The following is a 19,543-nucleotide window of genomic DNA, read 5'->3' as shown; positions in this document are numbered from 1 at the left end:
GTTATGGAGTTACATGAATGAAAAGAAAAATATTAATAGTAGATGATCATCCAGTTGTTGTTTTAGCACTAAAAATCATTTTAGAACAAAGTGGCTTTGAAGTGATAGCAGAAACCAATAATGGTGTTGATGCATTAAAACTTATTAAAGAACTCTCACCCGATGCTGTTATTCTCGATATTGGCATCCCCCAATTAGATGGATTAGAAGTGATAGAAAGGTCAAGAAAACTCGTAAAGAGCCCGCCAATTTTAGTCTTGACGGCACAACCATCTGATCACTTTGTTTCCCGTTGTATTCAAGCCGGAGCTTCAGGTTTTGTCTCTAAACAAAAGGACATGAATGAAGTCACTGGCGCGCTTAGAGCAATTCTCACAGGCCACTCCTATTTTCCGATTATAAGCAATAACAACATGATTGCTAAATCGAGTCAGGACGAGGCTGAACTCGTAAAAAAGCTTTCAACTCGTGAAATGGTGGTGTTGCAGCAGCTAGCAGTCGGCTTATCTAATAAAGAAATAGCCGAGCGTATGCTGCTAAGTAACAAAACCATTAGCACATATAAAACTAGACTACTTGATAAACTAAATGCAAAAAATTTGGTAGATATAATTGAAATAGCAAAGAGGCAAAACTTAATATGAGAAATGTTATTTTCATTCTTATATTGAGTCTAAATTCAATTTATTCACTAGCACATGAAAGTAAATTTACCCATTATCATTTGATCGGCTATCAAGAGAAGGCTGCATTGCCTATCCAGCTATCATTAGAAGAGATTGATACACTTAAAAAATATAAATTTCTGAATATTGGCATATCGTCGCCTGACTATCCACCATTTGACATGACAGTAAATGGTGAACAAGAATTTTATAAAGGAATTAGTGCTGACTATATACATATTATTGCTAATATGCTCAACATTGAAGTCAATATAAAACGTTATACATCTCGGGAAAAAACAATTACCGCAGCGCTCAATGGAGAAGTAGATCTAATTACTACAGCAAATAAATTTGAACAAATGCACGGTCTGCTACTAAGTACACCTTATACTGTTGATAAGCCTTCTATATTCAGAAATGCTAACTTAGGTGATAATGAACAAATCAAGTCAATGTCTATGGCCTATGAGTACTTACCAGATGAAGCGATAACAGATATTTATCCAAATAGAAAATTACTCAAATTTTCCTCTAGACAGGCGGCCGTTGCTGCAGCTGCATTTCGGCAAGTTGATGCTGTGATTGTCGACCAAGTCTCCGCCAACTATTTAATAAACAACAACTTCTCTGGAAAACTTAAATTAGACACTCACTTGTCTCTAAACTCCTATGGCAGCGCCTTTGCTGCAACAGAACAAAATAAGGCCTTAATAGATATAATTAATAAATCTATTAGTAATATTTCACTCGAACAGAGAAAGTTGATTAGAAAACGCTGGAGTGGCGGTGGAAGCACCATTCCTTTTACCTCAGAACTCCCCAGTTTTACAGCAGATGAGACGGCTTGGCTACAAAAAAACCCTAAAATAACAGTGGCAATTAATAAGTATGCGGCACCGCTAACATACCTTGACGATACACATAACGCTGAAGGGTTTGGCATTGAGGTTTTGGAACTAATACAAATGTATTCAGGGCTAAAGTTTGACTATATTGTTAACAATAGGTTTTCAGAACAGATTAGTTCCGTCCTCAATCATAAAGCTATGATGACAATATTCTCACCGAGTGAAGAACTTAATAAAAATATTATTTTTACTAAAGAATTCTCAAATTCACCTTATGTTTTTGTAACACAGAAAAATGCACAAGACCTAGATATTAACGCTATAGTTGTTCCCGATGGTACTTTTAATGATAACATGCTCAGAAAAATAAATCCTAATGCAGACATTATAATCGCTGACAATTATCTTGAGGCATTGAATGATATAGCGACTGGTGCAACAAATACCACTATTGTGCCACTGGCTTTAGCCGACTTCTATGTAAATAGTTATTTCAGCGATACTTTAGAAGTAAGTAAGATCATAGATGAAATGCCAAGAGCATCTGTGGCATTCGGAATGGCGAGTTCAAATAAACTACTTAAGAGTATACTTAATAAAACATTAACTGTTATTCCTCCTGATGAATTACAAATGGCAGAAAATCGCTGGCGCCGTAATGCCCTGCCTGCACGCCAAAGCTGGAAGGATTATAAGTACACTATTTACACTATTGTGATTGCCTCAACGATCATGATTTTAGTCTCAATTATTTGGGCTCTTTACACTCGAACTCATTATCGCAAGCGGCTATTAGCCAAAAAAGAACTTAATCAACAACTGCAATTTATGCAGTCCATTGTTGATGCCATACCTCATCCTATTTATGTAAGAAATAAGCGGCGTGAACTGACTATGTGTAACGAGAGTTACCTTAATGCTTTCAACGCCTCACGCGAAGATTTGCTATATAAGACCACAATGGAAGGAGCCAGTCGCTCTAAAGAGGCTCCTATTGTAGATAAAGAATATGTGCAAGCCTTAGAGGATGGTCTTGCCATATTTAAGGATAGAGAACTTCATATAAATGGACATAAATATAATATTTATCATTGGTTTAAATCCTATGGCGATGAAGCTGGCAATATAGAAGGGATTATTGGTGGTTGGATAGATGTCAGCGATAGAGTCAAGCTTATTGAAGAATTAGAATATGCTAAGGAAGCTGCGGACAGTGCAAGCCAAGCAAAGAGTACTTTCTTAGCAACTATGAGTCATGAAATCCGTACGCCAATGAATGCCATCATAGGAATGTTAGAACTGGTACTAAAACGTACAAATTCACAACAGTTTGATTTAAATTCAATTAAAGTTGCCTATGATTCCGCTAATGACTTACTTGAACTTATTGGTGATATTTTAGATATTGCTCGTATTGAAGCGGGTCAGCTGTCACTTTCGCCCATGAGAACCAATCTTAAGACAATTGCAACCTCTGTCGTGAGAGTGTTTGATGGACTAGCAAGGCAAAAAGGAATCACTTTACAGTTGGATTTCGATCCTGTTATTGCGAATGATGTACTCGTTGACCCTATGAGGATTAAGCAAATACTGTCAAATTTAATTGGTAACGCCATTAAATTTACTGATAGCGGTGGAGTAAAAGTGAAAATTCAATCAGAAAGTTTCACCAATACAACTCACACGATTCTATTTACTGTCACGGATACAGGAATTGGCATTTCGGGGGACGACCAACAGAAACTATTTACCCCTTTCAGCCAAGCGCAAGGAACCCACACAACCCATGGTGGTACAGGGCTTGGGCTCATGATTAGCCGCTCTCTGTGCGAAATGATGGGTGGGAGTTTAACCCTTGAAAGTAAATTGCATCAAGGAACTCAGATCAGCATGCAATTAACCCTCACCCAGCTTGAAGCCGAAGCAATCCATAACCCTTCACAACCCATTCCAGAATCGCATGTGAGTAATCCCCTCGATATCTTAATTGTTGACGATCACCCTGCGAATCGCTTGCTATTAGCCCAGCAGCTTAAATATTTAGGCCATAGTGTTGATGAAGCAGAAAATGGCTTAATTGCCTTAAACATGTTCGAAAGTAAACAGTATCCTGTGGTGATCACCGATTGTAATATGCCAGAAATGAACGGTTATGAACTCTGTCAGAAAATTCGCCAACTCGAACACAAACGTCACACGCATGCTATCGTCATCGGCTATACCGCTAATGCCCAAAAAGAAGCCAAGGATGCCTGTTTAACTGCAGGGATGGATGACTGTTTATTCAAACCCATCAGCCTAATGGAGCTAGAAAGTATGATTAAACGGTTTACCCCAGAGAAAATCACCATAACCGCCACACATTTTGCCGCTGACGCAGTAGAAAAACTCACAGGAAATAATGCAGAGTTAGTTGATAAATTGCTTAAAGAACTCCTTAAAAGCAATCAAAGCGACTTGCAGTCCCTGTATGTAGCCCTCGAAAATAATGATTTGAGTACCATCAAAGATCTCGCCCATAAGATCAAAGGTGCTGCGAGAATTATCGATGCACAGAAGCTTATGTCTGCCTGTGAAATGCTGGAAAATGCGAGCCATCAGCAGTTGAATGCTTATGTTGAAGCCGTATCTCAGGCTATTGCTTCACTCGAGGCAGAAGTGATCTCTTATACCCAAACAGCCTCAAAATAATGCCCAAGCCCATAGCTTCAAGTCACGCTATATAAATACATACACATAAGGCCCTGTTGTAAACAGAGCCTTATGTTCAATTCACTGTCAAAGCAAGCGGCTGAGCATTCCCCTCATCGTCTATGTACTCGGCCTTTAGGATAAGTCCAAGCTGATCGATTAACTCGCTCTCAGTGATAGTCACAGTTTCTACGGAGTAAGGGGCTAGCATTCCTTGAAAAATAGCATAATCCCTCCCTTTAAAACTCAAACTGAGGTTCTGATAGGTCACATAGTAAGGTGACTTATTCTCTATTGATAACATATTGTCTTTCAATATAAATGACTGCCACTTTGCTAAGTCTAAAACATCAATAGCGAGCTTATTGGGCCGCACAAAAACCTTCATTTGAGTACGTAAAGCGACAATCAACAGTTGCCCCTCGGTTTCATCAATATTTTTGGCGGGGGTGGGTGGAACTTCGTATACATTCAGCCAGTATAACTGTTCTTGTTTTTCAGGTTCCTGCTCCGCAATATTAAGCAGATTTATGTGCTTGCGCTCCTTTGGGGCTATTTGCAACAAGCCAGGATAGGGCAAAATTGGCGCATTTGCAGTTTCAGGGCCAGAGTCTGGATCGCCGTCATCCACCCACAGTTGCACCATCACAGGGTAGTCATTAATATTCACCAGTGACAACCCTTGATCCCGATCGGAAGCCGCAAAAATAATTCGACTACGATCGGCGACTACGCCAGCCAGAGCGGTTTGCAACATTAGGAGCCATAAAACTAAACTACTGAACCCGAATAAGCACTTCCGCTTTTGCATAAAATTTTCCTGCCGTTGGACTCATTCCTGGCAACTTACCAAAAACAACTCTGTAATTATCCATATATTGATAACTCGTACCGACAATACCAGTCCGATTCCCCTGTAATGGCCGCCAACCGTCTTTCCATGCATTATATTGTGAGTCTAAGCTGGTTCTATTATCAAAATTTAAAAAGGGTTGAATCACACCATCATTGCGTTGTAGCTTTACCCCCACACCATTAGCAACCGTATTAGTACCATAGCCGTTACTGACTAGATATGTCACAGCATCCTGAGTCGCAAACCCCAACTGTCTCGCTATCTGGTAATTATTACTCTCAATCTTAAAGGCGATAGCATTCGCATTAACTGCGGGGCCATTAATATTGGCTTTCTGTTGGCAACGATAATTAATCTGGATGTCAGCTTCTCGGGTAACGCCGCTGTTTAATTCCGCGATAGTCACAGTGGGGAACAACACATAAGGTGTGACATTCATTACCGCACAACCTCCAGCCCTTCGCGTATACAACTGTTGATATAAGCTGATATTCCCAGGCCAATTCGCATACCAGCCTGGATAATGACTAATATGGTCAACCCCTTCCGTAGGATAGGCAAGGCCAGGCCCACCAAAAGCAATATAAGCTGCAGGTTGATTATAACTGTATGCGATAGACTCAGTCACACCTCTGATATTGCCAATCTGGAACAGCTCTATCGTGACATCAGTAAAGTTTTTCGCCTTCACTAATATTCTTCCCTGAGCATCACGGTCTAACCCCCGCAGCGGTCGATATTGCCATAAGCGCGAAAAATACTGACCGGTGGCATTATTCTTAACCCTGAGCACAACATTTCGATGGTAAGTGGCATAACCTTTGTTAATACCATAAGCCACGCCATCTTCGTACATGCCGCCATAAGCATTATCAGCGTTTACTGAGTAGATCTCATTTAGTTGGTGCTCATCCGCCGCATCGCAACGAAAAAGCACCTGTTCAGGATCATACCCGCCAGTCTGTCCATAGGTACTGAAGGGCGCAACACTCGATCCCAATAACGTGCCATTGGGTTGAAAACTTTCATCGGTAACATTGATGATAGGCAGATTAAGTATGCCCCTATTGGGATCGTGACCACCATACCATATAGCTGTTTTACCATACGCAGGTGCGACATAATAAAAATTTGCCGGATCTGTTGTAGTCGTCGATATACGGTAGCAAGTCGCCATAGCTTGACCACTAACTAAAGTGGCAAACACAAAAGATACCACTGCCAACAGCCGACCTAGGTTGAACTCAATCATAGTTTTTATCTCAATTAACCCGCTCACATAGCGCGGGCATTCTTAATAAAGTGTTATCACGACTGCTTTCGAGGGTATAGTCAAAGTGACATTGCTGATCGGGTTTATTTCCCCAATTAACGGTCAACTGACCACTCGGTTTAGAAGCTCTGACATAAGCCATACCAGCCTGTCCAACCATGCCCAATACTAGGCCATCTTCGTCCACGACTTCGGCGCCAATAGGAATAACGCCGCCGTTGGCTTGCTGAGTCATGAAGACGACGGCTATCCCGTGTCTAGTCTCGAATTTCATCTTAACGATAGAGCCAGCATAGGGCGCAACTTGCTGTTGTGTCTCGATAAGTTCTGTACCACTTAACATAGATCCCGTATCAAGCGTGACACTATTTGTGCGATAAGGCGTCAAAGATGGGATAATTGCATATCCCAAGTCATCAATCTCAGCACCCCAATTATTGGTCACTTTTGCGCCAGAAGCTCCCTCAGCTTGAACAATCGCAAAAGTATCACTGAGGTTTTGGCTTAATGTTACGCCGCCAGAATGCACCACTGCAGCACCACTCAACCCAGCGCCAACCTGCTGATAAGTATCAGAAATCGAATAGTTACCCGATAAAGTCGCTTGGCTAAAACGCTTTTGCGTATTGACGCTGACACTTTCACTCGAACTATCCTGCCGCTGCAGTGAAGCATTCAGGCCATATGTCCAAGTATTATCATCGTCCACAGTGCCTGCGAGTCCTAGATTATACTGTTCATTACCCCTAGATGAGTGACTAAACCCACTGCTAAGCATGTTTGACTGGCGACTACCAAATGGAATGGACACGGTGAGACTCACGAGATCTTCCTTCACCCTATCAGAGGAATAACCGCTCATTTCAGTTAATAGCTGACCACCAAACCCATTCTGTAGCGGAACTTGACTGGTATATTGACGTGAAAAAGTGAGCCCTATATTCACACGACCAATACCCACCGTATAACCGAACTGTAGTTGATCGTCATCATCGCGCCCATCACGGTATTGACGTTTAGAACCACTCAAATACACAAAGCCAAAGTCATCTAAACTCTGATTCACACTCAAACTCATTTCAGACCGCTGACTGTAGGTCTCAGATTCAAAAATATTCCCACTCTCCAATGCCCTCCTCAAACCTAAAACATCATTCAACTCCCGAAATGACTCAGTAGAGTAGTGATATCCAGCAAGTGCCACTGATGTCCCCGAATCGAACGAATGGCTATAATTAAGCCCAACACGCCAGCCATTTTTCCACTCATTTAATACTGAAGGCTGAGAAATACGAGACATAGAATGTACTGCGGTTAACCCTAGAGCCCCCCATTCTGTACCTAATACAGTCCCTAGACTCAAAGCAAAATAATCATCTCCGACACGCCCACCGCTATTTAGCATCAGCATATTACTCAAACCATATTCAGAAATTAAATCTACAAAGTACCCACCAGACTCTGCTTGATCTACTTCACCAAATGATAACCCGTACTGGAAACTTCCTTCACGCAACGAGCCAGGCACAGCACTGAATGGCACAGTAAAACTAGAGACCTTTCCATCGGCTTCACTAATTTCAACTAACAAATCCCCCTCATAGCTTGTGGGAAATAAGTCATTAATAACAAAAGGCCCCGCCGCTACTGTGGTTTGATAAATACTCACACCATTTTGCTTAATCACTACGCTGGCGGTTGAGTTAGCGAGTCCTCTGACGACAGGTGCATAACCACGCTGGGATTCTGGTAACATACGATTATCAGTCAGCAACTGTACGCCGGTAAAAGCTAAACTACCGAAAATATTTCCTCGAGTGTAGGCATCACCAAGCAAGAGTTCGCTCTGCATATCCGGCAAGGCTCTGGTGATATAAGTTCTAATAGAATTAAAACTTTCTTGAGTATTTTGGCCAACATCCTTGTACTGATAACTCGATTGATTTCTCAGGCGCCATAATCCTAAATTGACACCTGAATTAAGGCCCGTATAAATGGCACGCATATCGCTACCAGCACTGCGGCTATTAGTTTGATAGTAGTTACTGTTGTAACTGATAAATCCAGCATTCTCTCCCTCACTCCAAGATGAAGGATCAACATAGCCACGCGGAATCTGCCGTAAATAAGCTTGTGGGATCGCAATCTCTAATCTTAATTTCTCGGCATCAAATTGCGTCGATACGCCCTTGACCACAGTATCAGGGGCCGCACATTCAGCCTGCAATAATGCATCTTCGTTTATGTATATTGCAGTCACATTCGACTTGTTCCAGAAATTAAGGTCGAGACAAGGCACAACTTCTTGGGAGCCAACCTTAACAAAATTAATAATTTCCCTATTTAAGTAAGTACCATTTATATAGATATCAACTTGGTATTGACCTGGAATAGTTTCTGCAATCGAGTTAAAGCGAGAAAGATAACTATCGCCATAACCACCACCAAGTAATAGGCTGTCATCAAATGTGAAATCCTGTAAGTCATCGGCCCTCAACGATGAAGACATGCAAAAGATCACACCAATCAATAGCAGTAAAGAGTAAATTTGGCTCATCAAACGCATGGATTTTTTCATAACCAATCTTATCAATGATGTGCAGATGCAATAACATATTCACTTTTTACAAATCCGCCGTAATCATTTACTAAAGTGAATTCAATCGTCATTGGATATGTGATGACAAACTGCTTATTCTGAATGTCTATCAACTGATTAGACTTAGGTTCAAGCATAGTAATAGGGATGATTAGCTCTTGTTTTCCCGACTTAATTTTTGCCTCAACAAAAGAGGCAAAAAAAGCCGCATTATTTTTCACATCAAGGTGAATTCCAGCATCAGCATACTGAACATCAAAGGCAATCTCTTTTGCTACATCATCTGGATTAGATTCAATCTCTACAGGCCGATAAAATATTTTCACTCTATTTTTGAGCATCACTAGCATCTGATTTTCACCAGCATTTTCTTTCGATAATGGAGGTATCTGTAGAAAATTAAGATAAAACACACTCTCACGGTCTTTTGGCAGCTCACCGCCGCTATAAATTAAGCGAATTAACTGCCCTCGCTTAGGCTCTATTCTAAAAATAGCGGGTAAGGCCAAAAATGGGCCATCAGCATACTCAGGTGCCGACTCTGGGTTATTAATATCAGTCCAGACCTGAACAACATTTGGAAAAGCATCGTTATTTGTTAACTGAACACTGCGCTCTTTAGCATCACTAGGATAAATGACTCGCGTATTGGTCATGACCACACTCGCATTAACTGAAAAACCGATCATGAGTAGAGTCAAAAATATTAAACGAAGAAGTAAGCTAGAAAAAATCATAGAAGCCCCAAAAAGCAGCAGCGCTCACCCATAGGCTGGGTGAGCGAATAATCATAATTTATCGTATATTAAAGATAAGAAACTGCATATTGGACAGAGCTAATCACACGACCTGCTGTTGCACTACCAGTTTCAGAAATATACTGCACAGCAAAATCATGGGAGGCAGAGTCTGCACCTGCAGCAACATTTAATCCATCAACAGCACTTCCTGCTGTTAAATTGATACTCGTTCCACCAACTGAATCAAGAAGCTGTAATGCTACATTCGTTGCCGTACCAGTATTGCCTAAGTTACCTGCGGTTGTGATATTGTTACCCAAAAATACGGTTTTAATAGGTAAAGCTTGCGTTGCATTGACAGTACAACCACTGACTGAAATGGTAAAAGGTGTTTCACCAGCAACTGAGCCTGCAGTGGCAAGTTGAGCCGTAGAAACTGTTGGTAGCAAGACACTGGGATTAGCCGCATTTCCGTTAATCGCCACTTCACAAGTTTGGTCCGATACTTCACCCAAAAAAGTAATAGTATTATTCGCTTGAACACTAGTACCAAACAATGCACCTAAAACTAAAATAGATAGCGTTAATTTTTTCATCAGACATCCTACTGTTGTTACTATATGGAAATATTAAGGTTATGGCTCATCGAAGCTGAGCACACAATAGCAACAACACTAACAATTACATATAGGACTAGACTTGCGATCTTGTAGGAAATTTCTGACAATAAATATACTAAAGATAAAAATTAAAAAGCGATTTCAAAAAATGAAATCGCCATTATTAATGGCAAAATTGTGAATCAATTATAATGAAGAGCAAGAATAACTTCATTCTCATTTTTTCGGCTAAAAACTAGATTATTAATTTGTTTGAACTGAGTTGATATAACAAGTATTTTGTCGCTATCTATAGAATTTGCATACACTTGGGGAGTTATAGTCTGAGAGATAAATTGATTGAGATTCTGGTCATAACAAGAAATGGTAGATAGATCGGAGTAGCAACTTGGTTCTGCTATCTCACCTTGAAAAGAAAGAGTTTTAAACTCAGTTTTTGCTATCACGTTACAGCTTATCACCGCGCTCAACATGACTGTAGTTACGCCGAATAACGATACCTTTAACATCTCATCACCCATTTCGATTTGTAGGACACCTCCTAACTATCGACCAAGAATGGATGTTCTGAAGTATATTTACTGGCAATAAATGTACTTATTAATAGATTAAAAATTTATAACTAACTAATCACACTTATCTAGCTTAAAACACTACTCATTCATATAAAAATGTCATGGCAAGAATAAGCATTTAAAAAAAACAGTAGTCAGCACAGGTTTGGTTAAGATCAACCGCTATACTATTCTTCCACTGCGCATAGAAGATTGTTGATACATTACGGGGCAGCAACCATCGCACTTGGCTATCGTCTTGAAAATAATGAATGTTATTTTTTTTAAGCAACTCAATTAAAACTCTCGTCTCAAATTGGCATAGAATGACCTCAGCTCCCAATACATAACTAAGCTTTAAGTCCTCGCGTTCAAAAGCGATACCCTTGCAAACTAACCAAAACAAGCTCTGCTGACATACTTCGACGCCCCCATTGACACGAAATGCAGTACCCCAACCAGATTCTGATGATAGGGCTAACTTAGTGATCATTGAGAACATAACTTCCCACCTTTGTAAGCATTAAAAAAAACGCATAATGAGTATCTATCGTAAATTGGCGGGTATCCCTTCTAACTTAAATGCTTTCCTTGGTACATAATCCATCGCTACCCGACCAACCTTCCATGCCCGATGCCTATATCAACTTGCTTAAGGCGATACTCAAAATGCGGAGGAACAAACCGTTCGATAATAAGCATCGAAAATAACTTTCGAATTGAGGCTCAAAAGTTAGCGATATATTAACTATTTATAACGGCTCTAAATGTAGGATAAATCCGATGTCTCGTGGTGAAATCAGCCATAGTCGCCTACGTTTCAATACGATTGAGCTTTATAGCTATAGCGAAATTCACTTTAAATAGCGCGATTAAATCCATTCTTTCTCCCATAAAAAAACCTGCCGCAGCAGGTTTTTTTATGGCTAAGTTAAAATCACTTTACACGTGATGTAACTTAGGCTTCCATGCAAGCTTTTAGCTTGTTCATGGCATTTTTCTCAAGTTGGCGAATACGTTCGGCCGACACTTGATAAGTCTCTGCAAGTTCTTGCAGTGTGGTTTTATCGTCATCTAACCAACGGGCGCGCAGAATATGCTGGCTACGTTCATCTAGGGTTTTGATGGCCGATAATAAACGACCTTGAGCATTGGATTCCCAGTTGTCGTTTTCAATATTTTCCGCTAAATCCGATGAATGATCTTCCAAATAATGGACAGGGGCAAAATCATGCTCCTCGTCTTGATCATTGGTTAAATCAAATGCCGGATCTTGCGCTGCCATACGTGATTCCATTTCGGTCACATCGGCCTTAGACACACCTAAATTTTCAGCCACCATAGTGACTTCTGCATCGCTGAACCAACCTAAGCGTTTTTTCGCTTTACGGATATTAAAGAACAACTTACGTTGTGCTTTAGTGGTCGCGACTTTAACAATGCGCCAGTTTTTCAGCACATATTCATGAATTTCAGCTTTGATCCAGTGCACAGCAAAAGACACAAGACGCACGCCAACATCGGGATCGAAGCGTTTAACCGCTTTCATCAAGCCTATGTTGCCTTCTTGGATCAGGTCTGCCTGTGGCAAACCATAGCCTGAATAGCCCTTTGCAACGTGCACTACAAAACGTAAGTGCGACATAATCAGTTGCTTCGCAGCTTGTAGATCACCAGTTTCCTGTAAACGCTTGGCTAACTCATACTCAGCCTCAGCGTCCAGCATGCTGATGCTAGTCACTGAATGGATATAAGCTTCTAGACTACTGGCGCCCTGTGGGACTGTCAGTGCCATTGATTGCGTTTGAAAGGTCATTCGCTCTCCTACATTTATCAGACTACTTAACGAGTGCATTCTTAGGTTCAACAACAAAATACCCTAAGAATAAGCTCACGAACTATCGGCTAATTGACAGAGTATGTCAACCTCAGCTCGTTTGCAGATACCCTTTTTACCTCGCTGAAGTAGACATTGCAAGTGAACAAAAGTTCATTACTCAGCATTTTTTTCGTCACTTTTTTTAGTTTAATCGACTGATTATTATGAAGGTTCAATCGACCGTAAATGCTGGCGTACAGACAAATACGAACCTAACCAACCTAAAAATGAGGCAAGTCCAACCAATTGCAGCAGTTCAATAAAAGTGAGTGATTTCATTTCAAGCTGACTGCCATACAAGCCTAAAAGCTCAGCAAGGGCGGAATCGAGATACCACACTAATAAGTTGATGATAAGCCAAGCCAATATGCCGCCAATGACTCCGTACCAAATCCCTGTGTAGAGAAATGGGCGCTGGATAAAGGCTTCAGTTGCTCCGACTAGCTTCATCACTTCAATTTCGCTGCGCCGATTCATAATCGCTAAGCGAATCGTATTACCTATCACTAAGACCACGGCCAGCACGAGTAACGCGGCAATCGCCATCACAGTGCGTTCGAGTAGACGCACTACCGCCTGTAACCGTTCTAACCATTCAATATCTAAGCGGCCAAAGCTAATCTCAGGCTCGCGCTCTAGTTTAGTTAAGAGTTCACGGGCGCCCACCGGCGTTGAGTAACGCGGCGTAGGCGTAACGGTAATGACCGCGGGCAAAGGATTTTTATCTAAATAGGCCAAGGCCTCACCAAACCCAGATAAGCGTTGGAATTCTTCTAGCGCTTGATTTTTATCAATATATTGCACTTTATCCACTTCGGGATATGTCCGAATGCGAGTCAGCAGGCTCTGAATCGTTTGTTCACTACGATTATCGTCGATAAACAAGGAGATCTCTGCCGCGCTGTTCCAGGAACTGGTAATGGTCTCGGCATTTTTAACTAACACTTGCAATGCTGCAGGCAAACTTAGGCTCACACCTAAGACAGCCATGGTCATCACAGAGGATATTGGGTTACGCCAGAGCTCTCCCATGCTCGCCATTGCTTGCTGCGCATGGCGAATAAAAAACATCACAATCCGACCAGACAGAGGCAGCTTGCTGCGAGTTAATTTTGCGCTATCGCTCATTGCCCTTCACCTCTATTCGTCGGTGCACTGCGAGTGTGCACATTAGGATGCAACTCTTGTGCACCTAACATACGGCCCTGTTTGAGGGTAAAAGTGCGATATTTCATTCTTGCGATAAGACCTAAATCATGGGTGGCAATTAATACGCTGGTTCCCGCATCATTAAAGGTTTCAAACAGACGCAAAATATCCATAGATAATTTAGGATCTAAGTTACCCGTAGGCTCATCGGCGAGCAGTAAAGGTGGTTTATTCACAATCGCACGAGCAATGCCAACACGTTGCTGTTCGCCGCCGGACAACATAATTGGGTTATGCCGCTCCTTGCCATATAAACCCACCATATCGAGGGCACCCGCAACACGCTTACGGATTTCGCCATGGGAGAATCCCTCAATCACCAGTGGTAAAGCCACATTGTCGAACACACTGCGGTCCATCAATAGGTGATGGTTCTGGAAAATCATCCCGATATTGCGGCGCAAATAAGGCACATGTTTAGGGCTGACTTTGGCAATATCGTGACCGTTAATCGCGACGCGCCCCGTTGTTGCCCGCTCGATTACCGTGATTAATTTCAACAGCGTACTTTTACCCGCCCCCGAGTGGCCGGTTAAAAATGCCATTTCACCTTGCTGTAGATGAAAATTCACATCCTCCAGCGCCATTTGGCCGCCAGGATAAATCTTACTGACCTGCTGAAAATCAATCATAAATTAGCTATCCGCTTTTTCTTGAGTGAACAAAGCATCGATAAATTCTTTCGAATTGAAGGTTCGCAAATCATCAATTTGCTCACCCACACCTATGTAACGGATCGGAATATTAAACTTATCAGCAATCGCAAATACCACGCCGCCCTTAGCCGTTCCATCTAACTTACTGATGGTAATACCCGTTACACCTACGGCTTCCTGGAATAATTGTGCTTGGCTAATAGCGTTTTGCCCCGTGCTCGCATCTAATGTCAGCATGACCTCATGTGGCGTATCTGGGTCGAGTTTCTTCATCACTCGCACCACTTTCTTCAACTCTTCCATCAAGTGCGCTTTGTTCTGTAAACGACCAGCAGTGTCGGCAATCAATACATCCACTTTACGCGCCTTGGCCGCTTGCAAAGCATCGAACAACACAGAGGCACTATCGGCACCTGTATGCTGGGCAATCACTGTAATATCATTACGTTGACCCCAAACCTGTAGCTGCTCAACCGCTGCAGCACGGAAGGTATCACCCGCGGCTAACATCACTGACTTACCTTGGCTCTGATATTGTTTGGCCAATTTACCAATAGTGGTAGTTTTACCCACGCCATTAACGCCAACCATTAAGATAACAAATGGGCCATTAGCATTGTCTGGTACTAACGGGATAGCGACTGGATCCAGTGTTTTTTGCAGCTCATCCCGCAGCAATTCATATAAAGCTTCGGCATCTTTAAGCTGCTTACGTGAAGCATGCTCTGTCAAATTCTTGATTAATCGCGTAGTGGTTTCGACACCAACGTCAGCGATTAATAATTGCTCTTCGAGTTCTTCAAACAGATCGTCATCGATTTTCTTGCCGCGAAATAGGCCGATAAAACCACTGCCAATATTCTCGCTGGTACGCATTAAGCCACGTTTCAGGCGAGCAAAGAGCCCTTCCTTAACGGGTCTAGCCTGCGGCTCAGGTTGCAATTCAGCAACGGCTATAACAGCTTGCTCAGTTTCAGCTTGTTGCTGAACTAAAGCCTCTGCTTGCTCACGTGCTAGTGCTTCGCCAGCGAGTTGTTCTTCCGCTAAGGCTTCAGCGGCATGCTGTTCGGCGGCCAAACGGGCAAGTTCAGCTTGTTCCGCTGCGAGTAATTCTGCTTCTAGCTGAGCGGCAACTACACGCACCGCCTCTGCTTGAGCTAATTGCTCTGCGGCGGCTTGCTCAACCGCTAACTGCTGTGCTGCCAATTGTTCTGCGATGCGTTGCTCTGCTTCTAACTGTGCTTCGGCTAACTTCTCTGCAGCATGCTTTTCTGCACTAAGTTGTTCTGCAGCCAAACGTGTTGCTTCAGCTTGCTGATTAGCAAAATGCAACGATTCGATTCGGGCATGCTCAAGGGCGAATTGCTCGACCTCGGCTTTTGCCTGTGTTTGTTCGGCCGCTAACTGTTCTGCAGCCTGTTTTTCAGCATGAGCTTCGGCCTCGATGGCCCCTTGTGCCTCTACTTGTTCCTGCGCTACACGCTGTGCTGCATCAGTATCTTGTGTTGGAGTAACAACTGGCGTTTCAGCGACGACCTCATCTTGTGACTTATCTTTACGAAACCAAGAGAAAAAACCTTTCTTTGCCATGTGTGATTCCAGCGCTCTACTTCAGTATTGAATTTTGAATAAGACCCTGATGTTATACCAGATTGCCTCGGCAATTACGCCCAAAAAGTCGGCAATTAGCTAAGCTCAGTTAGCCTTCTCACCTTTTAGTGAGACTTTGATATAAAATAGCGGCCTTTATTAAGGTGGCACAGTCTACCACTTTCTTTCTTCAGGCAAAATCACGGGGGCACTTTGGTTAATCATCGAACGGTCAAAAATAATGTGACCAAGGGTCAAACAGCCAAAAATAAACCCGGCAGTGGACAAGTGCGGATCATCGCAGGCCAATGGCGCTCGCGTCGTCTACCTATCCAAGATCTCGAAGGTTTACGCCCAACGACAGACAGGGTTCGCGAAACACTCTTTAACTGGCTGGCGAATGATTTAGTCAATGCACGTGTACTCGACTGTTTTGGCGGTAGCGGCGCTTTAGCTCTCGAAGCCTTGTCCCGCTATGCCAGTTTCGCCAAAATTATCGAGTTGCAACGCGGCGCAGCCCTGCAATTAAAAGAAAATCTGCAAACCCTTAAATGCGATAAGGCCGAAGTGCTCAATGCTGATACGTTAGTGGTACTGCAAAGGGGCTGCGAGCAAGGTTTCGATGTGGTGTTTATCGATCCACCCTTTCGTAAGGGATTGGCAGAAAAGACGATTCAACTGCTCGATACTCAAGGTTGGCTCAATGATGGTGCGCTGATTTATGTCGAAATCGAGTCTGAATTGACGCAACTTGCTATCCCTTCTCGCTGGCACGCCTTAAAAGAAAAGAATGCAGGGCAAGTGAGCTACCGTTTATATCAATATCACTCAGAAACCACTGTTGAGCCCATCGAAGATGAAAACCATGCCCTTATTAATTAACTTAGGTAAAGCCATCACTCTGATTGCATGGTTGATGATGGCCTACAACTTAGTCATCCCCTTTGAAGGCAATGTGGCGATTACTTTAAATATCCTGTTTGCCATTACCTGCATGATGCATTGCTTCCAAGTCGCGATTTTCCACATGCTGTTTAAGACCTTGCTGCCATTAACGAAACAAGATTATCTACAAGTGTTTATCTTCGGAATTTTCAGCCTGTTAGCTTATCGGCAACGGGTGATGATTCAAGCGAATTAACCGAGCACACAGACAGCAAAAAGCCCTCAATAGAGGGCTTTTTAATGGTCAACTAGACGCTAAACCTTATCCTTTTGGATATGGGTGTGCTACGCCTTTATGGCAGTCAACACAGGTCTTTCTCGCGTCAGGTTCTTTCTTGAAGTTATTTGAGTGCATTCTTACAGCCATTTTACTCATAGTTTCTGGCTGATTCTCGTAAATACGAGTGTGGCAATGCTGACAGTTAGCAGAATCGTTCGCACGGAAATAGTTCAGCGCTTTATCCGCTTGTTCTTTACGATTTTCATCTAACCAAGCTTGAGTGTTAAAGCCATCAATTGTCATGAAACCATATAAATCTTTAGATACGATGATTTTTTTGATCAAATAATCGACCGGACCATGGGGTAAGTGACAGTCTTGACACTGAACCGTAATCCCCGCTTTGCCGCCGCCATGTGCAGAAGCCAACACTTCATCCTTCAGCGAATGATTGCTATGGCAAGACATACAGAACTCATCTGTACTGGTCGCGTGTAATGTTTGTTGAGTGGCAAAGTACCCCACAACACCCACTACAATACCGACGACCAGTAGCGCCAGGATTGAATATTTCGCGCTAGGTTTAAATAGTGCACGCCAGTTCATCACTCTATCTCCAAAATTGTCAAAATTAGTTTTTATAAGACTAGTTTATGCTCTTTCATTTATTAGAAATTTGATTTTAAGCCGAAATTTGCTGATTAAATTAACCTTAAAAGCGCAAAATGAGACTTAGCTCTAACTATTTGGACGTCATTTGGTAAAAACCGCTAGCTGAACTGTGATGCACTTTAACTAAAGCTAATGCAATCACCCGATAATCGCAAGTTACCGATTTTTTATAGTTAGGTTTTCCCTTGATAATCTAGAACTAGAAATTTATTTTCTAGAAAACAGAAATGTGATCGCGCCAATGTTTATTGCACCTCGTAGAGTGAAGCAGAAATAAATGGTAAAACGCAGGTAAGCCGAATAATACTGTTCGAAATGAAACTTTCTACGATCAATTTGAGTCTCTTAAAATACGCAGTCATATTCATGATAAGCCCGTTGAAGACAAAACTGCGAGTCAGAAATTCTATTTGCTAATTTAGATTAATTAGATATTTGAATTGAGGCGTTAACTGAAGTGTGAGTTAAATCATTACAGCTAAACATCGCTATGCTAGAATCGAGCCGTTCATCATTTGGAAGACTTATGCATCACACACTCGGTCGTTATTTTTTAGTCATATTCACTCTACTCGCACTCGTCGGGCAAAGTATCGTGTCTAATGGTCACGCCATGGTGCCACACACTATGGATATGAGTGCGATGAATCATGAGGTTTCCTCCCAAATGCACCACGCTACAATGATGCAGATGGACACAGAGAACAGTTCTGACTCACATTCAATGGCCAACGCGGATTGCTGCAACGATAAAATGCTTCCCGGCGCGAAACAGCATTGCTGTGATGGCACCACATCATGTTCAAATGATTGTGGTCATTGTTTGACGATTTCAGTCGCTGGCACTCTATTCAGCCCACACCTCTGGCCAAGTGTGAGCATGAGCGATACTGCAATGGCCACTCCTATGCCTCATTTCCACTCTATCTCTTTGTCTTCGGCCTTTAAACCACCGATAGCCTAGCCCTACTTTGTGCTTATTGGGCAAATCAACCCTTAAAAAAGCCAAACGACCAAGCTAAAACGACAATGCTGTTAGCCCTAAGCTAACGCCCTATTTAGCCGTTTATTGTGGTGCCTTATCATTAAATCGTGCACCCGAGTCTAGCAAAACGTTGATTACTGAGCCGAATGCCAAATTGTGGCATCAATCCGTCTATCGAAGCGAACCGCTTTGATCCACTGTGCTCACTGACGTTTATGCGCTCGTATTCGGCCGTTAATCTGATGGAGTGAATAATATGAAAACACTAACTAATCTCGCCTTAATCGCATTCTTGCTGACCAGCACAAGCGTGTTTGCGACGGCCGCGCCGCACGCACATCAACACGACAATGCCAATCCACAGGAACAAGCCCATACCCATGTTTGCCCTATGCACCCTGAAGTGACTGGCAGCAAAGAGGATACTTGTCCTCAATGTGGTATGAACTTAGAGCCAAAGGCGGTAGAAGCAAAACCAGCTGAAGGTGCGGCAAAAAACGCCCACAAACACCACTAAGCGAGGCTGGAGATGAGGCAT

At 42.4% G+C, this 19,543-nt stretch carries 17 protein-coding genes; 6 read left to right on the top strand and 11 right to left on the bottom strand.

Features of this window, described 5'->3' with window-relative positions; genetic code table 11:
* Positions 1-17: 17 nt before the first annotated feature.
* Both L5M51_RS14650 and L5M51_RS14645 read left to right on the top strand, forming a co-directional pair.
* Positions 18-644, top strand: a complete 627-nt coding sequence (locus L5M51_RS14650) for a response regulator transcription factor (protein ID WP_113940277.1) — start codon at positions 18-20, stop codon at positions 642-644.
* Entirely contained in the window at positions 641-4,207 is a 3,567-nt protein-coding gene (locus tag L5M51_RS14645; protein ID WP_263173476.1) for an ATP-binding protein, read from the top strand. The genes L5M51_RS14650 and L5M51_RS14645 overlap by 4 nt, the downstream gene beginning before the upstream one ends.
* Before the next feature lie 76 nt (positions 4,208-4,283).
* On the opposite strand, the gene L5M51_RS14640 is transcribed toward L5M51_RS14645, so the two are convergent.
* From L5M51_RS14640 to ftsY, 10 genes are all read right to left on the bottom strand, one after another.
* The gene (locus L5M51_RS14640; RefSeq protein ID WP_263173474.1) at positions 4,284-4,964 is read right to left on the bottom strand and encodes a molecular chaperone; all 681 of its coding nucleotides are present in this window, start codon (positions 4,962-4,964) and stop codon (positions 4,284-4,286) included.
* A 19-nt stretch (positions 4,965-4,983) separates the two neighbouring features.
* On the bottom strand, positions 4,984-6,315 hold the full coding sequence (locus tag L5M51_RS14635; protein WP_263173472.1) for a fimbrial protein: 1,332 nt from the start codon (positions 6,313-6,315) through the stop codon (positions 4,984-4,986).
* A gap of 10 nt (positions 6,316-6,325) precedes the next feature.
* A complete protein-coding gene (locus tag L5M51_RS14630) occupies positions 6,326-8,914 on the bottom strand; it encodes a fimbria/pilus outer membrane usher protein (RefSeq protein ID WP_263173471.1) in 2,589 nt (862 codons plus the stop codon).
* A gap of 11 nt (positions 8,915-8,925) precedes the next feature.
* Positions 8,926-9,672 carry a molecular chaperone gene (locus tag L5M51_RS14625; protein ID WP_173248192.1) on the bottom strand — a complete coding sequence of 249 codons (747 nt, stop codon included), beginning with the start codon at positions 9,670-9,672 and terminating at the stop codon, positions 8,926-8,928.
* Between the two features lie 68 nt (positions 9,673-9,740).
* Positions 9,741-10,271: a fimbrial protein gene (locus L5M51_RS14620; RefSeq protein ID WP_131524791.1), complete on the bottom strand. Its 531-nt coding sequence runs from the start codon at positions 10,269-10,271 to the stop codon at positions 9,741-9,743.
* Positions 10,272-10,988: 717 nt separating this feature from the next.
* Positions 10,989-11,351: a hypothetical protein gene (locus L5M51_RS14615; RefSeq protein WP_219251866.1), complete on the bottom strand. Its 363-nt coding sequence runs from the start codon at positions 11,349-11,351 to the stop codon at positions 10,989-10,991.
* Between the two features lie 456 nt (positions 11,352-11,807).
* Positions 11,808-12,665, bottom strand: a complete 858-nt coding sequence (rpoH, locus tag L5M51_RS14610) for an RNA polymerase sigma factor RpoH (RefSeq protein WP_006079635.1) — start codon at positions 12,663-12,665, stop codon at positions 11,808-11,810.
* A gap of 225 nt (positions 12,666-12,890) precedes the next feature.
* Positions 12,891-13,856, bottom strand: a complete 966-nt coding sequence (gene ftsX / locus L5M51_RS14605) for a permease-like cell division protein FtsX (protein ID WP_113940269.1) — start codon at positions 13,854-13,856, stop codon at positions 12,891-12,893.
* Positions 13,853-14,569 carry a cell division ATP-binding protein FtsE gene (gene ftsE / locus L5M51_RS14600; RefSeq protein WP_105250626.1) on the bottom strand — a complete coding sequence of 239 codons (717 nt, stop codon included), beginning with the start codon at positions 14,567-14,569 and terminating at the stop codon, positions 13,853-13,855. Before ftsE ends, ftsX begins: the two co-directional genes overlap by 4 nt.
* A 3-nt stretch (positions 14,570-14,572) precedes the next feature.
* Complete coding sequence (gene ftsY, locus L5M51_RS14595; RefSeq protein ID WP_263173468.1) at positions 14,573-16,183, bottom strand: signal recognition particle-docking protein FtsY; 1,611 nt, start codon at positions 16,181-16,183, stop codon at positions 14,573-14,575.
* A gap of 213 nt (positions 16,184-16,396) precedes the next feature.
* Between ftsY and rsmD the strand changes: the two genes are divergently transcribed.
* Positions 16,397-17,065: a 16S rRNA (guanine(966)-N(2))-methyltransferase RsmD gene (gene rsmD / locus L5M51_RS14590; protein ID WP_263173465.1), complete on the top strand. Its 669-nt coding sequence runs from the start codon at positions 16,397-16,399 to the stop codon at positions 17,063-17,065.
* Positions 17,040-17,324 (top strand): DUF1145 domain-containing protein, encoded by a 285-nt coding sequence (locus L5M51_RS14585; protein WP_212599513.1) that lies wholly within the window; start codon positions 17,040-17,042, stop codon positions 17,322-17,324. Before rsmD ends, L5M51_RS14585 begins: the two co-directional genes overlap by 26 nt.
* A gap of 66 nt (positions 17,325-17,390) precedes the next feature.
* On the opposite strand, the gene L5M51_RS14580 is transcribed toward L5M51_RS14585, so the two are convergent.
* Entirely contained in the window at positions 17,391-17,954 is a 564-nt protein-coding gene (locus L5M51_RS14580; RefSeq protein WP_219251870.1) for a NapC/NirT family cytochrome c, read from the bottom strand.
* Positions 17,955-18,546: 592 nt separating this feature from the next.
* Between L5M51_RS14580 and L5M51_RS14575 the strand changes: the two genes are divergently transcribed.
* Together L5M51_RS14575 and L5M51_RS14570 are read left to right on the top strand one after the other, a co-directional pair.
* Positions 18,547-18,984 carry a hypothetical protein gene (locus tag L5M51_RS14575; protein ID WP_263173463.1) on the top strand — a complete coding sequence of 146 codons (438 nt, stop codon included), beginning with the start codon at positions 18,547-18,549 and terminating at the stop codon, positions 18,982-18,984.
* A 277-nt stretch (positions 18,985-19,261) separates the two neighbouring features.
* Positions 19,262-19,522: a heavy metal-binding domain-containing protein gene (locus L5M51_RS14570; RefSeq protein ID WP_113940264.1), complete on the top strand. Its 261-nt coding sequence runs from the start codon at positions 19,262-19,264 to the stop codon at positions 19,520-19,522.
* Positions 19,523-19,543 lie beyond the last annotated feature (21 nt).

This window comes from Shewanella sp. SM73, assembly GCF_025653795.1.
Classification (GTDB): domain Bacteria; phylum Pseudomonadota; class Gammaproteobacteria; order Enterobacterales; family Shewanellaceae; genus Shewanella; species Shewanella oncorhynchi.
This window is presented reverse-complemented; position numbering and strand designations above follow the sequence as displayed.